The organism is Paenibacillus sp. DRB1-1 (assembly GCF_052119485.1).
In the GTDB taxonomy this organism is placed as follows: domain Bacteria; phylum Bacillota; class Bacilli; order Paenibacillales; family Paenibacillaceae; genus Paenibacillus; species Paenibacillus polymyxa_B.
The window spans coordinates 1067296-1089691 of the sequence record NZ_JBODQH010000001.1; the positions used below are offsets into that span (position 1 = coordinate 1067296).

Here is a 22396-nt window from a genome sequence, read left to right on the forward strand (position 1 = left end):
TGGCAGAGTGTTTTTGGTCCACATATAATCGCAATTCACACCATTGGCAGACTCTAGACGGATTATCAGAACCACCTAGCACTTAATTAAGTAATTAATTCAACAAAATGACGCATTTGCGATTGTAAAAACACGTATAAAAGTGTATCATAGTGTTAGATGGTTAATTCTAACATGTTTACTGATGATTATTATAACACACCAATTATTCCGCAAGAATCCGTAAGGGGCGATTTCTCTTGAACAACAAAATGCCTGTCACCTCCTTCGGGTGGGCCATCAAACAACGGCTTGTCGAACTTCGACTGGATCAGAAAACATTTTGTGAGACACACAATATTCCGCCTTCACGCTTGTCCAATCTGATTCACGGCACCCGCAAAGCACAAAGGTACAGAAAACAAGTTGCTGCAATTCTGAACATCGACGATAACGATTATAAGGAGGCACCGCACTCTAAACCTAACAAGCATTCCAGTTACATATAGGTCATTCCATATCACCAAGAAACCAAATAAACCCGTAAAGCGAACCCCTCCAGTTCGTTTACGGGTTTTCAACCCAGACATCTTTAGCCAAAAAATTATTCCGGCTTTGTTTTATCCTTCTCACTTTTTTGCTTACGGTATTTCGCAAATTCAACATATTCTAAAATAAAATTCTGTTCTTCCGTCTCAAGATCTTCTGCCTGGCAATTCAGTGGCCCCATCACTCCAAAAAAATAAGCAGCCTTCTGCTCCTGAAGTACGCCTTCTCCTGGCTTAATCCCTTTCATTAACCAATCGAGCGATACATTAAAAAAGTCCGAAATCTGAATCAAATGGGTGGTACCCGGCGTTGTTTTACCCCTTCTCCAATCACCGAGATTCCCTGAACTGATTTTAAGTTTTTCACAAAATGCCTTCTTGGTCATTCCGCGATCCTTAATCAAAGCTTCAATCCGCTGATAAATAGTTTGATCTCCCAAAATGTTTCCCCTCCGACACAGTAACTTTTTCTGAAATAATTTTCATTTTTCAGCCTTACTCATTAGTAATCCTCATCAAATCCTAAGCACCATTACCCCATAGTAGAATTGCGCTGGTTTTTCTCTTTACGAAAGCGGGTAAATTCAATATACTCAAGTATAAAATTTCTTTCCGCCTCACTAAGCGGTTCCCCCTGGCAATTCAGTTGCCCTGAAGCGCCAAAAAAATAAGGGTCTTGCGACTCCTTTAGCACCTCACCCTGTACATCCCGACCCAGCATGATCCAATCCAGACTGGCATCAAAAAATGAAGCAATTTCAATGAGTTTATTCGTGCCCGGCGTCGTTTTTCCTCTTTTCCAATCCCCGAAGTTCCCTGTACTAATGCCTAACTGCTGGCAGAACGCCTTTTTCGTCATTCCCCGTTCCTTGATGAGTTCCTCAATGCGATGGTAAATAGATTGCATAGAAGTTCCTTCCTCCCTAGCAGGCTCTCAAATAACGATATCATGTTCTCTGTTCCCATTTCAAAGATCACGTATGCTAAAATTACCGAATTATGTATGTTGGTTTCCATTATACCACAACACGCAACAAAAACCGCCTGTTTTCCGAAGAAAGGGCGGTCTTTAAGCCAGTCCAGTTACGCCAATCACGTAGCAATGTTGTCAATTTTAAGTAAAATATGCTTCAATTCATTCAAAGTTTCACTCAGATGCAATAAATCTTCTTCCGGCAGATACACCAGTCTTTCTTGAATTTTATTGGAGAAGGTATGAAATACCTGTTCACAAAAAGCATCGCCTTCCTGTGTAATCGCCACATTCACGACTCTGCGATCCGAATCACACGACTGGCGGTCAGCCAACCCATGCTCCACCAGTTTGTCCAGAAGAGGAGTCATGTTCGGACGTGAGACGTTGAGCTGTTTGGACAAATCTGATACCGTAGACGAACGCACTTCACGCAGAAGCATTAGCACCTGAAAGTTATTAGGTGACAAGTGTAATGGGAAATCGAGCGGACCGTAGGTGAAAAATTTCTTCTTCACAATCGGAAACAAGCCCAAAATATTTTCTGATATATTTCCTAACAGTTGAGTGTCCATATTTTTCACCGTCACTTCATAAGTTTATACTTATCATTCTATAACATTATGGCGTTATATTATACTATGGAATCATTATTTCATCATAATCATTACTTTATTACATCACTAAACAAATAAAAAAAGCCTCTACCGCGAGAGACTTTTCCGTTTATTCCATTGATGCGGTCGAGAGGACTCGAACCTCCACGAGCGTACGCTCACTACCCCCTCAAGATAGCGTGTCTGCCATTCCACCACGACCGCATAACAAAATATAAATGGTGAGCCATGAAGGACTCGAACCTTCGACACCCTGATTAAAAGTCAGGTGCTCTACCAACTGAGCTAATGGCTCATGCAGTTCATCCAAGCTGTCCGCCATTAGACCAGACCTCAGGAATTTCCCTTAAGCATGCAACATGTAGTCTATAAAGACAACAATGACCCGTAGGGGATTCGAACCCCTGTTACCTCCGTGAAAGGGAGGTGTCTTAACCCCTTGACCAACGGGCCTTATTATTATGCGCCAACTTGGCGACAAGAAAGAGTATACCAAATAGAATAACGGATGGCAATACTTATTTCTAAAATTTTAAAAAAAACAGTTTTTATAAGTACAAAATTCGCATTCACTTACAATGCCTTATCCAAAATCACTAAAATCCTGAAAATAGCGATAAATGATTGCAATATCACTTGAATTTACTTATAATCACTTACGAGATACCGAAATAATTATATATTAGAGGAGCTTTTTATGTATCAGGAAGAACGAATGTTAAAAATCGTTGATTACTTACAGCTTCATAAGCGTATTTCGGTGGATGATATTTGTGAATTTTTCAATGTTTCACGAGATACGGCCCGTCGAGACCTCGTAAAACTTGAAGAGCATCAAAAAATTATTCGCACCCGCGGCGGCGCTCTTCTCCCTACACTTCATCACGATCCAATTGGAAATTATAATGAAAGACTACTTACTGTATCCGAGGAGAAACAAGTGATCGGACAACTGGCTGCCAGCATGGTACGAGATAAGGATCGTATTATATTGGATTCCTCTACTACCGTACAGGCGTGTGCAGAAAGACTGAATGTGCAGGAATGTTCGGTCATCACCAATTCAATCAATCAGGCTGACGTGCTATCTGGAAAAGACGGTGTCTCCATACATCTGCTGGGAGGCCGCCTGCAAAAAGAACACCGATATGTATATGGCTCCTCCGTGATCGCAACTTTGTCTCACTATTTTGTAGACAAAGCCTTTATCGGGATTGGTGGTATATCTGTCCACGGACTAAGCCTGATTCATGAAGAAGACGGTATGTTGAAGCATCAAATGATGAAACAGGCAGATCAGGTGATCGTCCTTGCGGACCATTCGAAATTCGGAATCAATTTTCCATATCGTTTTGCCGATCTGTCTGAAGTTAATATCGTGATCACCGACAGATTGCCAGAACCAGCGATGCTGGAAATTTTGCAACATTATGATGTGGAAGTTGTTGTACCCTCATAAAATACGAAACCGATTAGCTAGAACTCAAGACTTATCACAGAGATATCGAAAGACAGGAGCTGGGGAGAAATGAAACTGTTTGCGATTGATATGGATGGAACACTGCTGAACGAGGAAGGAAAAATAAGCAAAGTGAACGCGGAGGCTATACGCCAAGCACAGCAGCAAGGCGTTCAGGTGACAATTGCCACTGGTAGAGCCGCTTATGACGCCTGGACAAAGCTAGAGGAAGCAGAGCTTGTAACTCCCGTCATTGGAGCAAACGGCGCAACCGTACACGATGTGCATCGTCGTCAGTTAACCTCTACTCCTATGGGCCGCAGTGAAACGTTTGAAGTGCTGAGCTGGCTGCATGACAACGACTTTTACTATGAGGTCATGACAGACCGCGCTATTTATTCTCCACAAAACGGACACCAGCTGCTTGCTGTTGAAATGGACCGCTTGCTGAGCTCCAACCCGGATATTTCGCTGGATACTTTATTACATGCAGCTGAAAAACAATATGAACAGACCGGACATACCCGCATCGCCTCATATGAGGACATTCCACTGGATGTAGAGATTTATAACGTGCTCTGTTTCTCCTTTGATCAAGCCAAATTGGATTGGGGCCGGGAACGTTACCGAAGTTTTCAGGGGCTGAACATGGTCATCTCTTCAGAGCGTAACTTTGAAGTCGAGCATAGGGATGCGTCTAAAGGTAATGCATTGCGTTATCTGGCGAATCATCTGAGCATTCCCATGCAAGAAGCTGTAGCGATTGGGGACAGCTACAACGATATCTCCATGCTGACGATGGCAGGAACAGGCATTGCCATGGGCAATGCAAAAGACGACATCAAGGCCGTCTGCTCCGAAGTGACTCTGACTAATGCGGAAGATGGCGTCGCTCATGCTCTGTTGAACATACTCAAGACAGCCGAGGCTGACACCGTGAAATAAGAAGTCATTGGCTGCGTACAAGACAGGCTAACGTCTCTTCATGCTGTACGCAGCACGTCCGCCTCTCCATTTAAACGATTTCAGCCCACCGTTATTCTCAAAGCAGATATAGACGAAAAGGACGCTCGCAAGCATCATTACAATGCACACGAGCGTCCTTTTTCTGCTTAAAATACCAACGGAGAGAGAGGGATTCGAACCCTCGCACCGCTTTCGCAGCCTAACCCCTTAGCAGAGGGTCCCCTTATAGCCACTTGGGTACCTCTCCATGGCTCCCCGAACAGGACTCGAACCTGTGACAACTCGATTAACAGTCGAGTGCTCTACCAACTGAGCTATCAGGGAACATTACTGTAAATTATCATACAGTATGGTTAATTTACCATGATTCAGGGGGTGCCGTCAAGTGCCAACAGGCGAAGCTTACCTCCACATTTCCCACAGCGATACCGCTGAGGATTCATCTTACGCTTGCGCATATACTCCTGTTTACAGGAAACGCATACTAGCTTGTAACGATAAGGCTGAGGCTTGCGTTCCGTTCTTCCCGGCAGAGTCTGACAATGCCTGCTTCCTCCTACACGGGCCAGCCATGCTTTGAAGTCAGCATCTCGATGTTGATAGCCCATCCCGCGTAAATGTAAATGATAATGGCACAGCTCATGCTTAATAATTTTCTCCACCTCAGAACGTCCGTAAGCTGCGAGTTGATGTGGATTAATTTCAATATGATGACTTTTCATAAAATACCTACCGCCTGTGGAAGACAGGCGCGCATTAAAGGTGGCTTGATGTCGAAACGGCACGCCGAAGCTCTCCAGCGAAATGCGCTCTACCCATTCTTGAAGCTCTTCATTACTCATAGAATGGTTCATTGAATTGCTCAGGGACTTAGACTCCATCCTTCCGGTCTCTCCTCCTTTGCTCCTTACTGACAAGCATATTATAAAATAACGGCCGAAGTCTAACCCCTAATTCATAAGCACACTTTAGGTACCCACCCCATATGCTAAACATACAGAAGTAACGCAGAGGAGGAGATCGGCTTGCCTCAATGGCTCAGCAACCAGCTCATGCGGGCCTTTTACAAAAAGGACCGGCGCCAAATTAAACTGTTGAACGATTGTTGGTTTTTTTATCATAAAGCACCTGGCGTGGAGTTCGATGCCAACAACGGGTAGAAGCTAAGGCAATCAAAAATGAAAGCCGGAATCTCCGATGCAGTTCGGAGATTCCGGCTTTTGTTATACCTTCACAAGAAGGTTGTACAGCTTTATTTAAAGTATTATGCCTGCGATTGCGCCTCTGCAGGAGGTTTCATCGTCAGACCAACCCTGCCTTTTTTCAAATCAACATTTAGCACCCACACCGTCACGTTATCACCGACAGATACGACATCCATCGGATGCTTTACGAAGCCACTGCGCAGTTGTGAAATATGAACCAACCCGTCACTTTTAATACCGATATCGACAAACGCGCCGAAATCAATGACATTGCGGACGGTTCCCTGAAGCTCCATACCCGGTGAGAGATCCTCGATCTTCAGCACATCCTTGCGGAATACGGGCAACGGCAGCTCGTCACGCGGGTCACGGCCCGGACGCTGGAGACTGTCCAGAATATCCTTCAGTGTCGGCACGCCGACTTCCAGCTTCGCGGCCAATTCGTCAATGTTGGACACGCTCAGTGCTTCCATTGCAGTCTTAGTACCCAGATCGTGGGCGCTGATGTTCAGTACCGCCAACAGGCGGTCTACGACAGCATACGATTCAGGATGAATCGGTGTACGGTCCAGCGGATTTTCTCCACCCGGTATACGGATAAAGCCTACAGATTGCTCATAGGTTTTTGCACCAAGGCGCGGCACTTTCTGCAACTGACGACGGTTGCTGAATTTACCGTTTTCCTCACGGTACTTAACGATGTTTTTGGCAATCGTCGCATTGATCCCCGCTACATAGGATAACAGCGCAGAGGAAGCCGTGTTCACATCCACACCGACATGGTTAACGGCTGATTCGACAACGTCCTTTAAGCTTTCATCCAGATGTTTCTGCGACACATCATGCTGGTATTGGCCTACACCAATAGCCTTCGGCTCAATTTTGACCAACTCAGCCAGCGGGTCCTGCACACGACGTGCGATGGAAGCCGCACTGCGCTCGGCCACGTCCAAATCAGGAAATTCCTCCTGTGCCAGCTTGGAGGCAGAATATACGCTCGCGCCCGCCTCATTGACGATCAGATACGCTAGACTGCTGTCACCAATGTCCGCGATGACTTCCGCTACGAATTGCTCTGTCTCGCGCGAAGCGGTTCCGTTACCAATGACAATCAATTCGATACCGTATTGGGCAATTAGCTGCTTGAACTTTTCAGCAGCCTCGCGCTTCTTGTTGTTCGGCGGTGTCGGATACGTCACAGCCACTTCCAGCAGCTTGCCGGTGTCATCGACAACCGCCAGCTTACAGCCTGTCCGATAGGCGGGATCGACACCGAGCACACGTCGGCCCTTGATCGGAGCCTGTAGCAACAGGCTGCGCAAGTTGCCTGCAAAGATGGAGATGGCCTGCTGCTCGCCCTTCTCCGTCATTTCAGCGCGTACTTCACGCTCGATAGATGGCGCGATAAGTCTTTTATACGCATCCTCAATGACACTGCGCAGCAGATCTTGCACGACAGACGATCCTTTAATCACTTGGCCGGCCACGTAATTGTAAATGGAATCTGGCGCTACCTCCAGACCAACCTTAAGAATGCCTTCCCGCTCCCCGCGATTAATCGCCAGAATACGGTGAGGTGGCATTTTCTTAGCGAGCTCACGATAGCTGTAGTAGTTTTCATACACGGATTCTTGCTCCGCGTCCTTCGCTTCGGAGGTCAACATACCATGGTCCAGCGTATATCGGCGTACCCATTGGCGAATAGCCGCATCATCCGCTATATTTTCAGCTAAAATGTCCAAGGCTCCTTGGATGGCCGCCTCTGCGCTATCCACTCCCAATTCCGCATTAACATAAGACTCGGCTTCTTTCAAAGCATCGCCCTGCTTCGGCTGGCTCCAGATCCAGATGGACAGCGGCTCCAGTCCCCGTTCCTTCGCTACACTGGCGCGGGTTTTGCGTTTTTGCCGATACGGACGATACAGATCCTCCACTTCCTGAAGTTTAACCGCAGAGGTGATAGCAGCCTGCAGGTCTTCCGTCAGCTTGCCCTGCTCATCAATAATGCGGATGACCTCTACCTTACGATCTTCCAGATTACGCAAATACACCACACGATCTTCAATTTCACGCAGCTGATTTTCATCCAGCTCTCCTGTCATTTCCTTACGATAACGCGCGATAAAAGGAATTGTATTCCCTTCATCCAACAAACTGATCGTTGTCCGGATTTGCTTGAGTGCCAGCGACAGCTCTCTCGCCACTTGTTTGACAATCCGCTCTTGGCGTTCTGCTTCGTTCGGCTCCTGCCGGATTTCCGTCTTCGTTTCCTCGTTAGACAAACCTATCCCTTCTTCCTCACAGCTCTTGTCATACACCATGTCTTTCATTATCACAAAAAATGATTCAAAGCGCCAGCAGGTGACGTTAAAGCAAGCCCTACCTGCATTTTTCATTGGACACGCAAAAGGACAGCGCCCAAGCGCTGCCCTTTTCCCGTTTCACTCGTCGTTCCATCACGCTAAAAATCAATCAAACCGAGACTGATTTGTAGCGAATCGCTCACTTTGCGCATGGTTTCTTCATCTAAATGGGTGATTTTGTCGGTAAGCCTTTGCTTGTCGATCGTCCGAATTTGCTCCAGAAGAACAACAGAATCACGATCAAAGCCATGCGTCGCCGCGTCGATTTCCACGTGTGTAGGCAGCTTTGCCTTCTGAATCTGGGCGGTGATGGCTGCTACGATCACAGTAGGACTAAACCGGTTGCCGATATCATTTTGAATGATCAGCACAGGTCTGACGCCACCTTGCTCGGAACCGACTACGGGTGAAAGGTCTGCAAAAAAAACGTCGCCGCGCTTTACGATCAATATGGATTACACCCCGCTAACTGTACGGCCCAAGGTGCTGTTTGCATCTTCCTCCGCGTGAAAGGCTTCGGATGCCATGGTTAAGTTAATTTTAGCCATTTCCATGTATCCACGCTGCATAGCTTCACGAATGTAACGTTTTTTACGTTCGCCTACATACAGCTTCATGGCCTGCCTGATAAATTCACTGCGGTTGGAATTTTCCATAGCTACGATCCCGTCCACTTCCTGCAAGAGATGATCTGGCAAACTGATCATTATTCTTTTGGTGTTCTGCAAATTGGCCAACTTCTCTTCCACCCCCAAAACCTTGTCGCCATTGTACCATTATAACGTTATTCCCGGTAATTTATTCAAACGGAATACAAGAGAATGTATATGATATTCGTATATCATCTATGCTGCATTCCATTATAAACTACGCAGTTCGTTTTCGTACAGGCGTTTGATCCCCGAAATACAAGTGTCAGCGGAGCCTAATGCGTCTTTTGACAGTTATAGCGCTCTTTTCTTTCCTTTGTACATATTTCGGGACGTTCTGCGAAAACTCCTGCTTTTATTCGGTAATTTGCGTTATGAAATTAATTCCAGCGGGTTGGAAGAAGCGAGTTCACTCGAACAACAGGAACATGACCTCGTGTGTATACACGCGGTACCCTGTCTGCGATCATGCAGATCACCTCATAGTGGATCGTACCAAGCTTGGATGCCAGCTCATCCGCCGCGATAGTTTCGCCGGACTGCTGGCCGATGAGAACAACCTCTTCGCCGGTTTGGATTTCTTCCGCATCTTCTGCGAAAGATTGTAAGGATACCATACACTGGTCCATGCAAATCGTACCGAGTACCGGGACGCGGCGACCGCGTATCAACACTTCGATCTTCCCACTCAGCATGCGGGAGTATCCATCCGCATAGCCGATTGGCAGTGTACCGATCCGTTCTTCACTGGAGGTTACATACCGGGTGCCATAACTAACTCCCCAGCCGGGAGGAAGCGTTTTAGTGTAAACCACCGCCGTCTTCAATGACAATACAGGCAGCAGCTCAATGGCTTGCCGATTAACCTCATCAGACGGATACAGACCGTATATACTGATACCAATCCGCACCATATTTGGGGAAAGAGAAGGGGTATCAATGGTGGCGGCGCTATTGCCCGTATGTATAATGGGAATGGTGATACCTTGTTCCCTTAGCGCTTCCGCCACGCCCCGAAACCGATCATATTGTAGCAGTGTATAGCTTTTGTCTTCTTCATCCGCGCGGGCAAAATGGGTGTACATGCCTTCCAGCAGCACCTGCTCTAATTCGTGAACCTGCCGGACAAAAGCCATAGCCTCTTCTCCAGGCAGCAAACCCAGTCTTCCCATGCCGCTGTCTATTTTGATGTGCACCTTCAGCTTGCGTTCATTTCCTTGGCGGTCCAGTCTTCGGATACCCTCCAGTACTTCTTCACTGAACACAGTCAATGAGATATCATGCTCCCAAGCCGTTTGTACAGCTTCCGGTGAGGTATAGCCGAGTACAAGAATCGGTAGTTGAACACCCGCATGACGAAGCTCCAACGCTTCATCCAGAAAAGCGACGCTCAAATAATCCGCACCAAGGCGTTCCAATTCCTTTGAAATTTCCACGGCACCGTGTCCGTAGGCATTAGCCTTGACACAGACCAGTATCAGCTTATCCGCTGGCAATGCCTTGCGAAAAGCTTCATAGTTGGCGCCAAGGTGATCCAGGTTGATTTCGGCCCGGGTCGATCTGTATTGTGCTTGCAAATCCAGTCACCTTCTTCAATTGTTAGCCTGTAACATAACCTTTTACCATTCGGAGTGTGGCAAAGTTCTTGCTTCCAAAGGTTAATGGTAATGTTCAAAAACGTGGCTGTCAATGGCAGGAGACGTTTGCCAGCATCCTCTACAATGAACACAACATACAAGCAGTGCACATATTAGACCGCGAATGAACAAAAGACGGATACGGGCGGCAGCAGAGCATTTTTACACTCTAGACCGTCTGCATCCGTCTATAAAGTTTTACTTACCCGATTGGTCCTGTATAGAAGCGGCAATTTGTATCATTTCGCTCACAGGCAGGTCAGCACTGGTAATTCTGAACTCGATTCCATCATTCATCCAGGTCATCGTCTGCTGTTCGCTTCCGGTCAGAACGGCAAAGCTTCCCCCAATATCAACCAGTTCTCCTGCGGCCAGTGCGACCGCCCGATCTTTGGGACGCGCCTCTACAATGGTATAGTTATACGTTCCACTATACCGCAGCATCACCGCATGTGTACCATTATCCTCCAGCTCCGGCGTATCCTTGATCTGTACTCCGGCTGGCGTGTAGGACGGTTCGATCAAGCCGAACTCACCCATCACAGCTTCTGCCGCATTTGTTCCCGCTGACGTTCCGTTTGCGGCATCCGATGTGCCCGGGGTTTGTTGCTGCGCCTCTGCGTTGGCTGCTGCGTCCGGTTTGGATGTATCGTTTGTGGCAGTACCGTCCACCTTCGCTTCCCCTGACGGCTGCGGGACTGCATCCCCTGCTGTTCCCTGCTCTTGTCCGGGTTCATCAGACGTCACGCCAGTCGTCCCATCCATCGCACCGGAAGGATCAAGCTGACCGCTGGAATCTACTGCTCCAGAAGATGGCGCCCCTCCGCTACCCGTACTCGTCTTACCTGAAGCCATGTTCCGCTCCATATCAAAGGAGTCCTTGTCAAACTTCGTATCAAAAGCAAATTGATCGAATTTCAGATCAACAACTACCTTGGCATTCGCATCAGACACCTGTACCTGAGTAGGTGCATAGTCATTTTTGGACAGCCATATCTTTTGTCTCACCAGCGCATGGCTGTTGTAATTTGCTGCTACATCAAACACATAGGATTTATCGTCGATAGCCAACTGACGGGAGGCATCGCCGATAATACTGCGAACTAACGTTTCATATAAATATACTTGACCCTGATTGTTTGGCCAGTCGCTTTTGAAACGGAAGCTTTTGTTCAAGCTGGGTGTCAGTACAAATACACCCTCATCATTACGAAGCACAATTTGCGTAACATCCTTTTTCTCGTTCGTCATGGCAATTCGGTAATAGGACGGCTTGCGGTAGGAAATATCCACCTTGTATTCCTGCGGCGTGTCGCCGGTATGCAGCGTCATCAAAGCTGTACCGTGGTAGCTGTTCAGGTCGCTCACCACGTCACTCAAATCTTTAACCACATCGTCCGCGCTCTTCTTGCCGCACCCGGCCAGCAGCAGCGTTACACACATGACCATGGCAAGCATCCATGAAATCCGGCGCATGTCATCAACCCCTTCAGCACATGTTTTAAATGAATTAGTACATGTCTATGAAGGACTTGTTCGATTTATGCAGACTGGCATGACAAGCTTGAACGTATCCTTGTGTAATGTTATAAAATCTTTTGGAGAGTGATCATAAATTCATACAGAAAATAAATCGAAAAACCGATCAAAACCACGCCGGCACCGATCGTAACCCACTTGATGGCGGTTCGATTCATCGCTTTTCGTGTTGTCGCTACAAGGATCATCAAGCCTAAATCATGGATAAGAATACCAAACAAAATACCTAAGCCAACAATCAAGAACTGACTTGTATTTGACCGATCAAATGAACTTGCCAGCACAGTTCCAAAAACACTCACCCAAAACACTAAATTTCCTGGTGAAACAGCTACAAGCAGCCCATTTTTATAGGAAGAAAATAATGATTTCGTTTTTTTCTCTCCTTCTATCGCAATACCATGATCTGCATTTTTAATGCTGTCGTACCCCACGTAGCACAAAAATATAGCTCCAATGAGCCACATGATCACCTGTACAACAGATAATGACAAAACAGAGGCCAGACCAAAATATAAACCAATAATTAATAACAAATCGACGGTCATCCCCCCAAGGCCCACAATCCATCCATGCATGAATCCATTCCTTAGCCCTTGCTTCGTCATTTCAATGGTAATTGTACCTACAGGTAGTGCTATAGAGAAACCTAGTAAAACATATGTAATAAACAATGCCATTTCAAACCCCCTTTCAAATGTATAAAAATGATATTCTATACCATAAAAAATGACAAATCAATAAAATTTGAAGAATAAAATGAGCTAAGAACACATGAGACTTATTTTGTACAAAATCGGATGCATTGACCAAGTTTGTCCATTGAGTATTGAGGGTTCAGCGCTTATCATTGCTTTTGTGATAATAATTCTCATTTACAAAATTCTGAATCATTCTATTATACGGAGGTTGCTATGGTCAACAAGAACTCGACAATCAACAAAAAATCTACTCGACAATACACTGCTCTGATCTGCCTTTTCTTTCTTATGGGGGCATTGCTACTGGGATGCGGCGCATCTGACAATCAGACTGCAAGCAGCAACACGACAGCATCTACAAAAACATCGGAAGCTGCCACAACTCGTGACTACACAGACTATAAGGGACATACAGTGAACATTCCCACGACTCCTGGGCGCATTGCTTACTTCGGAGAAAACTATGGAGATCTATTGGTTTTAGACGTACAAGCTATAGGTACATCGACTTCTATGATTGAAGGCAAGGTTTATGAGAAGCAGGTTCAGAACGTGGCCGATCTGGGGTTCCCGATTAATTTGGAAAAAACCTTGGAACTACAGCCTGACCTGATCATTACCGCCGATACAGATGAAAAACAATACGCAGCGTTAACAAAAATTGCACCTACAATTATGTTCGATACCTTTGCCCCGTTAAACGAACGTTTGCTGCATCTCGGAGACATTGTGAACAAGAAAAAGGCTGCTGAAGATTGGCTTGCCCAATATAAAATAAAGGAAGCGGAAATGTGGACCAAGCTTCACGCAGAGGGTGTTAAGGCGGGGGAAACTGCTTCAGTGTTTACCTACTATCCTGGCGACCGTTTATTCGCAATGGGACGGACAGGACTGTCACAAATACTGTATGAAAAGAATGGCTTCAAGCCTACTCCTCTTATTCAGAAAGCACTGGATGAAGACAAAGGATTTGTACAAATATCTCAGGAGGTTATCGGACAATACGCTGGAGATCGGATTTTTATACTAAGAACTCCAAGTTCAGAAGCCCAACAATCCACCGAACAGTTAATGAAAAGCAAGTTGTGGCTCCAGCTTCCTGCTGTCAAACAGGGGCGTGTGTACACTCAGGATATTGGCAAAACTGAAAGTGATGCTTCCACTCGAGAATGGCTGCTGGAGGAATTGCCCAAGCTCATCAAATAAAATTGGAGAAGCTTATCGACACTTGTTGATAGGCTTCTTTTTTGTTGAACCTAAAGGAGGTATACTTATACATGCATGATAACCATTCTCAATAAAAGGAGCAATACCGTGAACCAGTCTCCGTCGTCCGTATATCCTCCCCCATTCAGCTCACTGCTTTTTCATTTTAAAGAAATTGCGTTGGTTGGTGAGCCTACCGATGAATTATTATCACGTCCCAATTCATATCACTGTCTACTTATATTCATCGGTGAAACAGGTATGGTGGACATTGGCCCAGAGCAGTATCTATCCCATACAGGTCATGGGTATTGGCTAGCTCCAGGTGAATCCTATCAAATCGCTCCTCTGAATGGAACTGTACCCGAATACTACACAATCACGTTTGAGGTCATCGCTTTGCCGTCAGAACCACAAGCGGACATGGCCTTGGCTGAACACGCAGCACGTATGCCATCCCTATATCATGGACCTGTCCTGCCGGGACCGCGCGAATACATCGCCTCCTCTTCTTCCTCCAAACTTATTCAGTTGACTGAAGAGTTATTTCATAGTACCCAACAAACGGTACAGCCGCATAACCAAACATCTGTATTACGGCAGCAAATCATGTTTCAAGAGTTGCTCTTGCTGTGGCAGGAAGACCACACCCATATTGATCAAAATAATACCTCTAATCCGGCATTGCCAGCATCGGTGGAAGGTACTCTTTCATATATGGAAAACCACTATGAAAAGCCCATTACCGTCAAGCAGCTCGCTAAACAAGCGAACGTTTCCATATGGCAATACTCCCAATTGTTTCGTAAAATTACAGGCAAAAAGCCGCTGCATTACCTCACTGAGCTGCGCTTGAACCATGCCAAGCGGCTGCTGCTGGAATGCAAACGGCCTTTACGTGAAATTGCCCGTCAGGTTGGTTTCTCTGACGAATATTATTTTAATCGACGGTTTAGGCAAATGACCGGGATTCCCCCTGGCAAGTACGCACTCTCTGTCTCCGGTTCTGTGCGCGTCAAGGATTGGACGGGTCACCAGATTCACATTCCGCGCCGAGCAAGCCGCATCATCTATCATGGAGAAACGATGGGCGATCTATTGGCATTAGGGGCCAAAGCCATCGGTGGAAGTCTGCGACTCAGTGAATACAGCGTCTATAAACATCGCCTTGTGAATGTCGCCGATGTGGGCCTTCCACTGGATATTCGCTTGACTAGCGCTCTTGATCCCGATCTAATTATCATCGCCAATTCGGATGAACAGGAATATGAGCGCATTGCCAGTATCGCTCCTACCGTCACCTTCAACTCCTTCGCCACGCTGGAGGAACGGATGCGTACACTTGGCACCTGGCTCGGTAAGGAGCGGGAGGCCGAACGCTGGTTGTCTACCTTTACAACCCGCAATCTGGCAATGTGGCAGCAGCTCGGTACACAAATCACAGCCGGAGAAACGGCCTCCGTCTTCATCTTCGATCATGGTGATCGGCTCTTTGTCATGGGTATGTCTGGATTCTCGTCGGCCCTCTACCACCCACAGGGCTTTCAGCCCGTTGAGCCGATCCAAAGGGTGCTCGATGAGGGACACGGATTCGCGGAAATAGATCCAAACGAATTGCCTGATTACGCCGGGGACCGCATTTTTATGCTTGTCCCAACAGCCCCGGAATCCAAACGTGCGCTGGAACGCATGATCAGCAGCCCTCACTGGCGCAGCCTTCCTGCTGTACGTCAAGGTCGGGTATATTTCGTAGAAGCTGACCGCTGGAACTGGAGCGATGCCATGACCCGGCAAAAACTGCTTACTGCACTGCCCAAACTGCTTGGCACTCCATCCTGAGAAGCTGCCATTTTTCTAAAGATACTACATTAGACCCTGAATGCTCCCATCTGCCTCCAGCGACATATGCTCAGCTGCTGGGGATTTGGGCAATCCTGGCATCGTCATAGTATTACCTGTTTCCACGACCACAAAGCCTGCCCCTGCGGACAAAGAAACGCTGGACACGTGAATGGTAAATCCCTCCGGTGCACCTAGCAGAGAAGGTTGATCTGAGAAAGAATACGGCGTTTTGGCCATGCATACAGGCAGTTGTCCAAAACCAAGCTGCTCCATACCGGCCAACGCCCGTTTGGCCGCAGGAGTGTAAGCTACCTCTGCCGCACCGTAAAGCTCCTTCGCAATGGCACTAATTTTCGCTTGCAAATCAAGTGTATGCTCATACAATGGTGCAAAATGGGCTTTGTCCTCCTGGAGCAGGTTGAGCAGACTTTGGGCCAGCTTTTCTCCCCCTTGGCTTCCCTGTGCCCACACCTGTGACAGTTCTGCGGGTACACCCAGCTTGCGGCATTCCGAGAATATTAGTTCCAGCTCGGCTTCGCTATCTGTTACAAAATGGTTGACTGCTACCAGTACTGGCACGCCAAACTTTTGTAAATTCCGTACATGCCGGTTCATGTTGGCTAATCCAAGTTGCAATTGATCCAGATTTTCTGCGTCCAGCTCATTTTTAGCTACACCGCCGTTATATTTCAGCGCTTTGGCGGTTACGACCAACAGAGCCGCATCTGGCTGCAAACCGGATTGACGGCACTTGATGTCAAAAAACTTTTCTGCCCCCAGCTCAGCCCCGAATCCAGCCTCCGTGACGACCACCTCTCCCAGCTTCAGGGCTAGCTTCGTACCGATCAAACTACTGCATCCATGCGCAATATTCGCAAAAGGTCCGCCATGCACAATAACTGGAGTTCCCTCCAACGTTTGCACCAGATTGGGTTTCAATGCTTCCCGAAGCAGCACAGCCATACCTTCCACCGCATGTAGTTCCTCAGCTGTTACCGTTTCGCCATCTACGTTATAACCAATCACCATCCGACCCAATCGCACTTTAAGATCGTCCATATCTTCACTTAAACATAATACCGCCATCACTTCTGAAGCTGAGGTAATCAGAAAGCCACTTTCTCTCACCGCTCCATTACCTGACCCCAATCCGGTCACAATATTTCGTAAACTCCGGTCGTTCATATCGACAGCGCGTTTCCACACGATCCGCTCCGGTTTCAACCGCAAAGCATTTCCATGAAACAAATGGTTATCGATCATCGCTGCCAGCAAATTATGCGCAGCTGAAATCGCGTGAATATCACCTGTAAAATGCAGGTTAATGTCTTCTGCCGGAACAATCTGGGCTTGTCCTCCCCCGGTTGCTCCTCCTTTCATGCCGAAGCAAGGGCCAAGGGACGGTTCACGCAACGCAGCAACGGTTTTATGCCCCAGCGCATTCAGCGCCTGTGACAGCCCGATGGTTGTCAGCGTTTTTCCTTCTCCCGCTGGCGTGGGATTCATCGCTGTAACCAGCACCAGCTTTCCATTCGGGCGATCCTTTAACTGCTCCCACAGGGACGGATTCAGCTTCGCTTTATATTTCCCATACGTCTCCAGATGTTCTTCTTCAATTCCTGCTTCTTTGGCAATATCAATAATCCTCTTCATCTTTCGTTATGTACCCCCCGTTTTATAAGTCTGACCGATGGTGCCAAACCCTGTATCGTTTTATTTTACCAAAGTGTGCCGCTTATTGCGCTATGATTCATTTCATCGCAAGCGTTGCTATCATGTGAGTTATAAAAAAAGAGCATTCCCCGCCCGCATGGACTTTGGTGGATGCTCTTTTGATACGTCTCGTTTAACAAGCAGCTCTCAAATTAACCTGCAAAGTTAGCAGCGTAATTTTCAGCAATAAATCCCTTAGAAATCAGGATAGCTTGGGATTTCTTAGTAGCGGGACCATAGCCTTGGGACAGCAGATCATTAATATGTAAGCGGTTATAAATGAAGCAAAATACAAAGTTGGACGCCCCACTCGTAAGGATCGATACCAGAAAAATAATAACTGCCCACTTCCAATCCCCTCTAAACAACGCAGGGAAAAAACCGAAAAAGAGCGTAGTCCATGAAAAACCTACTTTGCGTTCCTTGATCATTCCAGTTTTATTTCTTAATTTAATCTTCATTTACCCCTTACCTCTCTTTATATAGTCTTTTAGAACTATATTAGATTATATAGGACAGAGGGAATAAATGGAACTTAATTTCGGTAAAATCATAAATTTCTCAAATACTCTCTAGTTTATAATGCTTTTCTAGCATTTCTTTAAAAACATCAACAGGGTACTTGTATTCTACAGTTTTGAAAACAATCCGGTTATTCCACTGGTTTTTTTCCAGCTCGCACCCATGCTCCATATCCAGTTCCTTCATGATAAAAATAATCTCATCCAAGGTTCCCATTACACTATGACTATTCGTCGTCGTAGCCAGCATCTGCTCGCCTTCCTGTGTGTATGCCTTTACGATCTGTTCATCAAAGCCTTCGCTGATCATTAATTCCTTCAAAGCTTGCACAAAAAGAACTGGCAGGTTGTTGTACTGCGATTTTTTAATCCCAAAAAGCGTGATGCTTAAGCGGGATATATCATGCATAAACACTATATTTTTTCTTCGATTAAGTAAAAATAAGCTGGCATGCCAACTATTTAAAGGCGGATAAATATCAACTTGAAGTGGTTCAGTCTCCCATTCCTTCAGCAGTTTTTGTGTTCCTCGTATAACAAACATCGTTGCTCTCCTTTATTGACGGTCCTGTACCGCAGCGTGATTCGACATACCTAATCTCTCACATGAGGCATGTCCCGGATATCATAACACCGTATTCCAAACATCGGATTATAAACTCTTTCAGTATAATATAGGGGAATGATATATTACCAGACACATTAATCTTCCCTTTGGATATTTTTTATGGAAATCCCCTCCACTGCTCTATATAATTCAGGTACAGTTCGTCACGCGAGCTTAATCTAAAAATTAGGGGTGTTCCACACCTATGTCACAGCATATTTTACTTATTGAAGACGATCTATCCATTGCCGAAATGCTACTCAAAGCACTCACTAAGGAAGGATACAGTCTAACCACTGCCTATGACGGGGAAGAGGGTCTTCTTGCCTTTGAACGTCATACCTATGATCTGGTACTGGTGGACTTGATGATGCCGAAGGTGGACGGTATGGAGGTGATCCGCCGGATCCGTACCCACAGCGCCGTACCTATTCTGATTATGTCAGCCAAGGACAGCGATGTGGATAAAGCGCTTGGACTGGGCTTTGGGGCAGACGATTATGTTGCCAAACCTTTTTCAATGCTGGAAATGACGGCTCGTATTCAGTCCGCGATCCGCAGATCTACTACATATGCCCGTCAGCAACAGCAGAAGGAACAGCCGCAAGCACAAGTTTTGACCTACGGCAGTCTGCGCATTGATTTTGATCATTTTACAGTCATACGCAATGAAAATGAAATTCAGCTAACAGCCAAAGAGTCCGATATTTTGAAGCTGTTTGTAGCCAATCCGAATCGGGTATTTACAAAAGCACAATTATACGGATTTATTTGGAAAGACGATTATATGGGCGACGAGAACGTGATTAACGTCCATATTCGCCGCCTGCGTGAGAAAATCGAAGAAGATCCCTCTCATCCTGTCCACATTAAAACGCTATGGGGCATTGGCTACAAATGGGAGAATGGCTGATATGAACATCGAAAACATCTCTCAATGGATTGTCGGCCTCATCATGTCAGTCGTTATAGTATGGCTTTGGCGGGAGCGTATGGCCTATAAGCGCAAAATAAAGGATATCCGAGCCCTACTAGAGCGGATTGTGACGGTGAACCATGCGGAGAAGCTGCTATATGTCACAGGTGACGTTGAACTGCAACGACTCATGACGGAAATTAATCGACTGCTGGACTTGAATCTCAGAGTGTCTGCAGATTACAACCGTAGCCAAATTGCTATGCGCAAAATGATTTCAAACATTTCCCACGATCTCAAGACCCCGCTTACAGTTGTACTTGGATATGCCGAGATGCTGGATGGCGATCCGACTATTTTGCCGGAAGAACGTATAAAGCTGCTATCCAAAATTCATCAAAAGACAAGCGAAGCAATTGAGCTGATCGGCAGCTTTTTTAGCTTGGCGAAGCTGGAGGCTAATGATACGGATATTCCGTTGACTCGACTGGAAGTGGGAGAACTGTGCAGACGCAGCATTTTGGAGTTTTATGACCTGCTGACCGCACGGGGATTTACTGTGCATATTGAAATCCCGGAGCACCCCATTCATGCCTTGGGGAACGAAGGAGCGATTGGGCGGGTGCTAAACAATCTGATCTCGAATGCCATTCGCTATGGGGCAGACGGACGGACGCTGGGTCTGGCTTTATCGGAACAGCAGGATACGGTGCGTATAGAGGTATGGGATCGTGGCAAAGGCATACAGGAATCTGAGCAAGATAAAGTTTTTGAACGCATGTACACACTGGAGGACTCCCGTAATAAGGCGGTACAAGGCAGCGGACTGGGCCTTACGATTGCCAAACGCCTGGTTGAAACGATGAACGGAGAGATTCAATTGACTAGCAGACCTTATGAGCGGACGGTCTTCTCTTTTACATTGAAGAAAATCAACTATTAATCGAACTAAACATGCTCAACTTAATAAATTTGTAAGAATCACGAAAGAAAAATGAACAATTCGCCCTTTATCCTTGAATTATCAGCAGTATACGAAGGGAGAACACCCATGACTTACGTAATACGTACACATCAGTTGACCAAGGCCCTGAAGGGCAACGAAATTGTAGCGGGAGTCAGTATGAATGTGCGCAAGGGAGAAACCTATGGCTTTCTCGGCCCTAACGGAGCAGGCAAGACGACGATGATGAAAATGATTACGAATTTACTCAAGCCGACATCGGGTGAAATTGAATTATTCGGTGAGAAATTAACGCCAAAATCGTATCATCTGCTCGGACGGATGGGTTCGATTATTGAATACCCAATTTTTTATGACAGGCTGACGGCACAGCAAAATCTCGAACTTCATTGTGAATACATGGGCTATTATAATAAGCAGGCTGTTCGGGATGCCCTGGAATTAGTGAATTTGCGAAATGCGGATGACAAGCCGGTAAAGGATTTTTCGCTAGGAATGAAACAACGTCTCGGGATTGCCCGCGCTATTGCAACTAAGCCAGAGCTACTCATTTTGGATGAACCGATTAATGGTCTGGACCCAGTGGGAATCAAGGAAATCCGCCAACTATTCCACATGCTATGCAAGGAATATGGGATGACTCTGCTCGTGTCCAGTCATATTTTAGCGGAAATAGAGCAGATTGCGGATACGGTAGGCGTGATTAATCACGGAAGGCTGATTGAGGAAGTGTCGATGGAGCAGGTGCGGGAAACCAATACGGAATATATCGAATTTACGACCAACGATTGTAAAAAAGCGACCTACGTCCTCTCCCATCATCTGAATCTGAATAATATAAGGGTACTAAATGAACAGAGTATACGTATTTACGATTCAAATGTACCGCAGAAACAAATTATGAAGACGCTCATTTTAAATGATATAGAGGTGGATTCCATTCATCAGAAAAGCAGCACGCTGGAAGACTACTTTTTACGGCTGTTAAACGGAGGTAATCTCCATGCTTAAATTGATGCAGTTAGAACTGAAAAAATTTCATCTGGCGGGTTATATCCGTTCAGCACTGATCGCCAATGCATGCATTCTTGGGCTGATCTGTATTATTGCACTGGACAGTCAAAGCGAAGGAATACCCGAATTCACACATTACACTCAACTTTTGGATATAATAGACATTTTTGTAAGAGCCACATTTATTGTGTTTTCCTCCGTTTTGCTATGCCGCTTTATCGTCGGAGAATTTAAATCCAAATCGATTACGATCTTGTTCATGTATCCGATTCACCGTCAAAAGCTGATGATCGCCAAGCTCTTGGTTGTGCTGCTGTTTACGTTCTTGTCTATTATTATATCGGAAATACTCATTACGGCTGCTATTCATCTGCTCAACCAGTTTGTCTTGATTGTACCGGATAACCTTACTCTTTCCGTACTGGGCCAACAATCAGCACGAACGCTAATCAATGCCGTTGCTGCCAGCTTTATGGGACTGGTTCCGCTGTATATGGGGATGCGAAGATACTCTGTACCCACCACCATTGTCACCTCAATCCTGATTGTAGCATTGCTTTTCTCCAATAATAACGGCGCTACACTTAGCTCCATTGCCCCCGTGCAAATCGGCTTCTCTATACTGGGAATGCTTGTGGCTTATGCGGCGATTCGACGTATTGAGTATAAGGATATTACCTCGTAATATGTAATTTCGTAGAGTGCTTTCAAAAAACAGATGAAAATCATTGTTAGATATACACACATTTTTCACTGGACTTCATTCTAAAACAGGTATATCCTATAGGAGAAATTAAAAACGGAATAAGGATCTTCGGGGTAGGGTGAAATTCCCAACCGGCGGTATGGCTCATGGAGCTAAGCCCGCGACTCTGTATCTGGCAACAGGATACGGACTGATTTGGTGAGATGCCAAAGCCGACGGTAAAGTCCGGATGGAAGAAGATCGAAATATCAACATGCCGCGAAGTGGATG

The 22396-nt window shown here is 46.1% G+C and carries 23 protein-coding genes, 5 tRNA genes and 1 riboswitch; of the genes, 10 read left to right on the forward strand and 18 right to left on the reverse strand.

Annotated features, from left to right (window positions below):
* Positions 1-239 precede the first annotated feature (239 nt).
* Entirely contained in the window at positions 240-488 is a 249-nt protein-coding gene (locus tag ACQW03_RS04795) for a hypothetical protein (RefSeq protein ID WP_013309254.1), read from the forward strand.
* A 95-nt stretch (positions 489-583) separates the two neighbouring features.
* Here ACQW03_RS04795 and ACQW03_RS04800 read toward each other — a convergent pair whose 3' ends face one another.
* The 6 genes from ACQW03_RS04800 to ACQW03_RS04825 all read right to left on the reverse strand — a co-directional run bounded on the left by ACQW03_RS04800 (position 584) and on the right by ACQW03_RS04825 (position 2570).
* Entirely contained in the window at positions 584-967 is a 384-nt protein-coding gene (locus ACQW03_RS04800; protein WP_013309253.1) for a helix-turn-helix domain-containing protein, read from the reverse strand.
* A 92-nt stretch (positions 968-1059) separates the two neighbouring features.
* Entirely contained in the window at positions 1060-1434 is a 375-nt protein-coding gene (locus ACQW03_RS04805) for a helix-turn-helix domain-containing protein (RefSeq protein ID WP_028543045.1), read from the reverse strand.
* Positions 1435-1619: 185 nt separating this feature from the next.
* Positions 1620-2075 carry a MarR family winged helix-turn-helix transcriptional regulator gene (locus ACQW03_RS04810; protein ID WP_071639942.1) on the reverse strand — a complete coding sequence of 152 codons (456 nt, stop codon included), beginning with the start codon at positions 2073-2075 and terminating at the stop codon, positions 1620-1622.
* A 163-nt stretch (positions 2076-2238) separates the two neighbouring features.
* Positions 2239-2321, reverse strand: a tRNA-Leu gene (locus ACQW03_RS04815).
* Positions 2322-2336: 15 nt separating this feature from the next.
* Positions 2337-2412 (reverse strand) — tRNA-Lys (locus tag ACQW03_RS04820).
* An 86-nt stretch (positions 2413-2498) separates the two neighbouring features.
* Positions 2499-2570, reverse strand: a tRNA-Glu gene (locus tag ACQW03_RS04825).
* Positions 2571-2814: 244 nt separating this feature from the next.
* On the opposite strand from ACQW03_RS04825, the gene ACQW03_RS04830 reads away from it, so the two are divergent.
* The gene (locus ACQW03_RS04830; protein WP_071639941.1) at positions 2815-3576 is read left to right on the forward strand and encodes a DeoR/GlpR family DNA-binding transcription regulator; all 762 of its coding nucleotides are present in this window, start codon (positions 2815-2817) and stop codon (positions 3574-3576) included.
* A 69-nt stretch (positions 3577-3645) separates the two neighbouring features.
* Positions 3646-4521 (forward strand): Cof-type HAD-IIB family hydrolase, encoded by an 876-nt coding sequence (locus tag ACQW03_RS04835; RefSeq protein WP_441948505.1) that lies wholly within the window; start codon positions 3646-3648, stop codon positions 4519-4521.
* A 179-nt stretch (positions 4522-4700) separates the two neighbouring features.
* On the opposite strand, the gene ACQW03_RS04840 is transcribed toward ACQW03_RS04835, so the two are convergent.
* From ACQW03_RS04840 to ACQW03_RS04850, 3 genes are all read right to left on the reverse strand, one after another.
* A tRNA-Ser gene (locus ACQW03_RS04840) sits at positions 4701-4789 on the reverse strand.
* 1 nt (position 4790) lies between these two features.
* Positions 4791-4866, reverse strand: a tRNA-Asn gene (locus ACQW03_RS04845).
* Between the two features lie 44 nt (positions 4867-4910).
* Complete coding sequence (locus ACQW03_RS04850) at positions 4911-5423, reverse strand: SprT family protein (RefSeq protein WP_071639939.1); 513 nt, start codon at positions 5421-5423, stop codon at positions 4911-4913.
* Between the two features lie 144 nt (positions 5424-5567).
* Between ACQW03_RS04850 and cmpA the strand changes: the two genes are divergently transcribed.
* Positions 5568-5702, forward strand: coding sequence for a cortex morphogenetic protein CmpA (gene cmpA, locus ACQW03_RS04855; protein ID WP_007429337.1), 135 nt, complete (start codon positions 5568-5570; stop codon positions 5700-5702).
* 104 nt (positions 5703-5806) lie between these two features.
* Here the strand turns inward: cmpA and ACQW03_RS04860 are convergent, their stop codons facing one another.
* The 6 genes from ACQW03_RS04860 to ACQW03_RS04885 all read right to left on the reverse strand — a co-directional run bounded on the left by ACQW03_RS04860 (position 5807) and on the right by ACQW03_RS04885 (position 12616).
* On the reverse strand, positions 5807-8029 hold the full coding sequence (locus ACQW03_RS04860) for a Tex family protein (protein WP_179085886.1): 2223 nt from the start codon (positions 8027-8029) through the stop codon (positions 5807-5809).
* Between the two features lie 179 nt (positions 8030-8208).
* On the reverse strand, positions 8209-8559 hold the full coding sequence (locus ACQW03_RS04865; protein WP_007429335.1) for a type II toxin-antitoxin system PemK/MazF family toxin: 351 nt from the start codon (positions 8557-8559) through the stop codon (positions 8209-8211).
* Between the two features lie 6 nt (positions 8560-8565).
* Complete coding sequence (locus ACQW03_RS04870; protein WP_007429334.1) at positions 8566-8847, reverse strand: CopG family ribbon-helix-helix protein; 282 nt, start codon at positions 8845-8847, stop codon at positions 8566-8568.
* Between the two features lie 293 nt (positions 8848-9140).
* Positions 9141-10337 (reverse strand): alanine racemase, encoded by a 1197-nt coding sequence (alr, locus tag ACQW03_RS04875; RefSeq protein ID WP_441948509.1) that lies wholly within the window; start codon positions 10335-10337, stop codon positions 9141-9143.
* A gap of 258 nt (positions 10338-10595) precedes the next feature.
* The gene (locus ACQW03_RS04880; RefSeq protein WP_441948511.1) at positions 10596-11873 is read right to left on the reverse strand and encodes a DUF4367 domain-containing protein; all 1278 of its coding nucleotides are present in this window, start codon (positions 11871-11873) and stop codon (positions 10596-10598) included.
* A gap of 110 nt (positions 11874-11983) precedes the next feature.
* Positions 11984-12616, reverse strand: a complete 633-nt coding sequence (locus tag ACQW03_RS04885; RefSeq protein ID WP_071639936.1) for a LysE family translocator — start codon at positions 12614-12616, stop codon at positions 11984-11986.
* Between the two features lie 234 nt (positions 12617-12850).
* Between ACQW03_RS04885 and ACQW03_RS04890 the strand changes: the two genes are divergently transcribed.
* Both ACQW03_RS04890 and ACQW03_RS04895 read left to right on the forward strand, forming a co-directional pair.
* Positions 12851-13843, forward strand: a complete 993-nt coding sequence (locus ACQW03_RS04890) for an ABC transporter substrate-binding protein (RefSeq protein ID WP_071639935.1) — start codon at positions 12851-12853, stop codon at positions 13841-13843.
* Positions 13844-13951: 108 nt separating this feature from the next.
* Positions 13952-15682, forward strand: coding sequence for an ABC transporter substrate-binding protein (locus ACQW03_RS04895; protein WP_071644238.1), 1731 nt, complete (start codon positions 13952-13954; stop codon positions 15680-15682).
* A gap of 24 nt (positions 15683-15706) precedes the next feature.
* On the opposite strand, the gene ACQW03_RS04900 is transcribed toward ACQW03_RS04895, so the two are convergent.
* From ACQW03_RS04900 to ACQW03_RS04910, 3 genes are all read right to left on the reverse strand, one after another.
* A complete protein-coding gene (locus ACQW03_RS04900) occupies positions 15707-17338 on the reverse strand; it encodes a formate--tetrahydrofolate ligase (RefSeq protein WP_071639934.1) in 1632 nt (543 codons plus the stop codon).
* A 212-nt stretch (positions 17339-17550) separates the two neighbouring features.
* Entirely contained in the window at positions 17551-17859 is a 309-nt protein-coding gene (locus tag ACQW03_RS04905) for a hypothetical protein (RefSeq protein ID WP_013309242.1), read from the reverse strand.
* Between the two features lie 100 nt (positions 17860-17959).
* Entirely contained in the window at positions 17960-18463 is a 504-nt protein-coding gene (locus tag ACQW03_RS04910; RefSeq protein WP_023987589.1) for a DUF6933 domain-containing protein, read from the reverse strand.
* A gap of 268 nt (positions 18464-18731) precedes the next feature.
* On the opposite strand from ACQW03_RS04910, the gene ACQW03_RS04915 reads away from it, so the two are divergent.
* The 4 genes from ACQW03_RS04915 (at position 18732) to ACQW03_RS04930 (ending at position 22105) form a co-directional block, all read left to right on the forward strand.
* Positions 18732-19439 carry a response regulator transcription factor gene (locus tag ACQW03_RS04915; RefSeq protein WP_220030924.1) on the forward strand — a complete coding sequence of 236 codons (708 nt, stop codon included), beginning with the start codon at positions 18732-18734 and terminating at the stop codon, positions 19437-19439.
* 1 nt (position 19440) lies between these two features.
* Positions 19441-20385, forward strand: a complete 945-nt coding sequence (locus ACQW03_RS04920) for a sensor histidine kinase (RefSeq protein WP_220030923.1) — start codon at positions 19441-19443, stop codon at positions 20383-20385.
* A 108-nt stretch (positions 20386-20493) separates the two neighbouring features.
* Positions 20494-21417, forward strand: a complete 924-nt coding sequence (locus tag ACQW03_RS04925; protein ID WP_076292440.1) for an ABC transporter ATP-binding protein — start codon at positions 20494-20496, stop codon at positions 21415-21417.
* Positions 21410-22105, forward strand: coding sequence for an ABC transporter permease (locus ACQW03_RS04930; protein ID WP_220030922.1), 696 nt, complete (start codon positions 21410-21412; stop codon positions 22103-22105). The genes ACQW03_RS04925 and ACQW03_RS04930 overlap by 8 nt, the downstream gene beginning before the upstream one ends.
* Positions 22106-22226: 121 nt before the next feature.
* Positions 22227-22371: riboswitch (FMN riboswitch) on the forward strand.
* The last annotated feature ends 25 nt before the right edge of the window (positions 22372-22396 follow it).

What these genes read in the sequence shown, in the direction of transcription:
- ACQW03_RS04930 (WP_220030922.1), top strand. Translation starts at nt 21,410, where the DNA reads ATGCTTAAATTGATGCAGTTAGAACTGAAAAAATTTCATCTGGCGGGT.
- ACQW03_RS04850 (WP_071639939.1), bottom strand. Translation starts at nt 5,423, where the DNA reads ATGGAGTCTAAGTCCCTGAGCAATTCAATGAACCATTCTATGAGTAAT.
- ACQW03_RS04885 (WP_071639936.1), bottom strand. Translation starts at nt 12,616, where the DNA reads ATGGCATTGTTTATTACATATGTTTTACTAGGTTTCTCTATAGCACTA.
- ACQW03_RS04910 (WP_023987589.1), bottom strand. Translation starts at nt 18,463, where the DNA reads ATGTTTGTTATACGAGGAACACAAAAACTGCTGAAGGAATGGGAGACT.
- ACQW03_RS04900 (WP_071639934.1), bottom strand. Translation starts at nt 17,338, where the DNA reads ATGAAGAGGATTATTGATATTGCCAAAGAAGCAGGAATTGAAGAAGAA.
- ACQW03_RS04905 (WP_013309242.1), bottom strand. Translation starts at nt 17,859, where the DNA reads ATGAAGATTAAATTAAGAAATAAAACTGGAATGATCAAGGAACGCAAA.
- ACQW03_RS04920 (WP_220030923.1), top strand. Translation starts at nt 19,441, where the DNA reads ATGAACATCGAAAACATCTCTCAATGGATTGTCGGCCTCATCATGTCA.
- ACQW03_RS04835 (WP_441948505.1), top strand. Translation starts at nt 3,646, where the DNA reads ATGAAACTGTTTGCGATTGATATGGATGGAACACTGCTGAACGAGGAA.
- ACQW03_RS04830 (WP_071639941.1), top strand. Translation starts at nt 2,815, where the DNA reads ATGTATCAGGAAGAACGAATGTTAAAAATCGTTGATTACTTACAGCTT.
- ACQW03_RS04890 (WP_071639935.1), top strand. Translation starts at nt 12,851, where the DNA reads ATGGTCAACAAGAACTCGACAATCAACAAAAAATCTACTCGACAATAC.
- ACQW03_RS04925 (WP_076292440.1), top strand. Translation starts at nt 20,494, where the DNA reads ATGACTTACGTAATACGTACACATCAGTTGACCAAGGCCCTGAAGGGC.
- ACQW03_RS04810 (WP_071639942.1), bottom strand. Translation starts at nt 2,075, where the DNA reads ATGGACACTCAACTGTTAGGAAATATATCAGAAAATATTTTGGGCTTG.
- ACQW03_RS04805 (WP_028543045.1), bottom strand. Translation starts at nt 1,434, where the DNA reads ATGCAATCTATTTACCATCGCATTGAGGAACTCATCAAGGAACGGGGA.
- ACQW03_RS04880 (WP_441948511.1), bottom strand. Translation starts at nt 11,873, where the DNA reads ATGCGCCGGATTTCATGGATGCTTGCCATGGTCATGTGTGTAACGCTG.
- ACQW03_RS04915 (WP_220030924.1), top strand. Translation starts at nt 18,732, where the DNA reads ATGTCACAGCATATTTTACTTATTGAAGACGATCTATCCATTGCCGAA.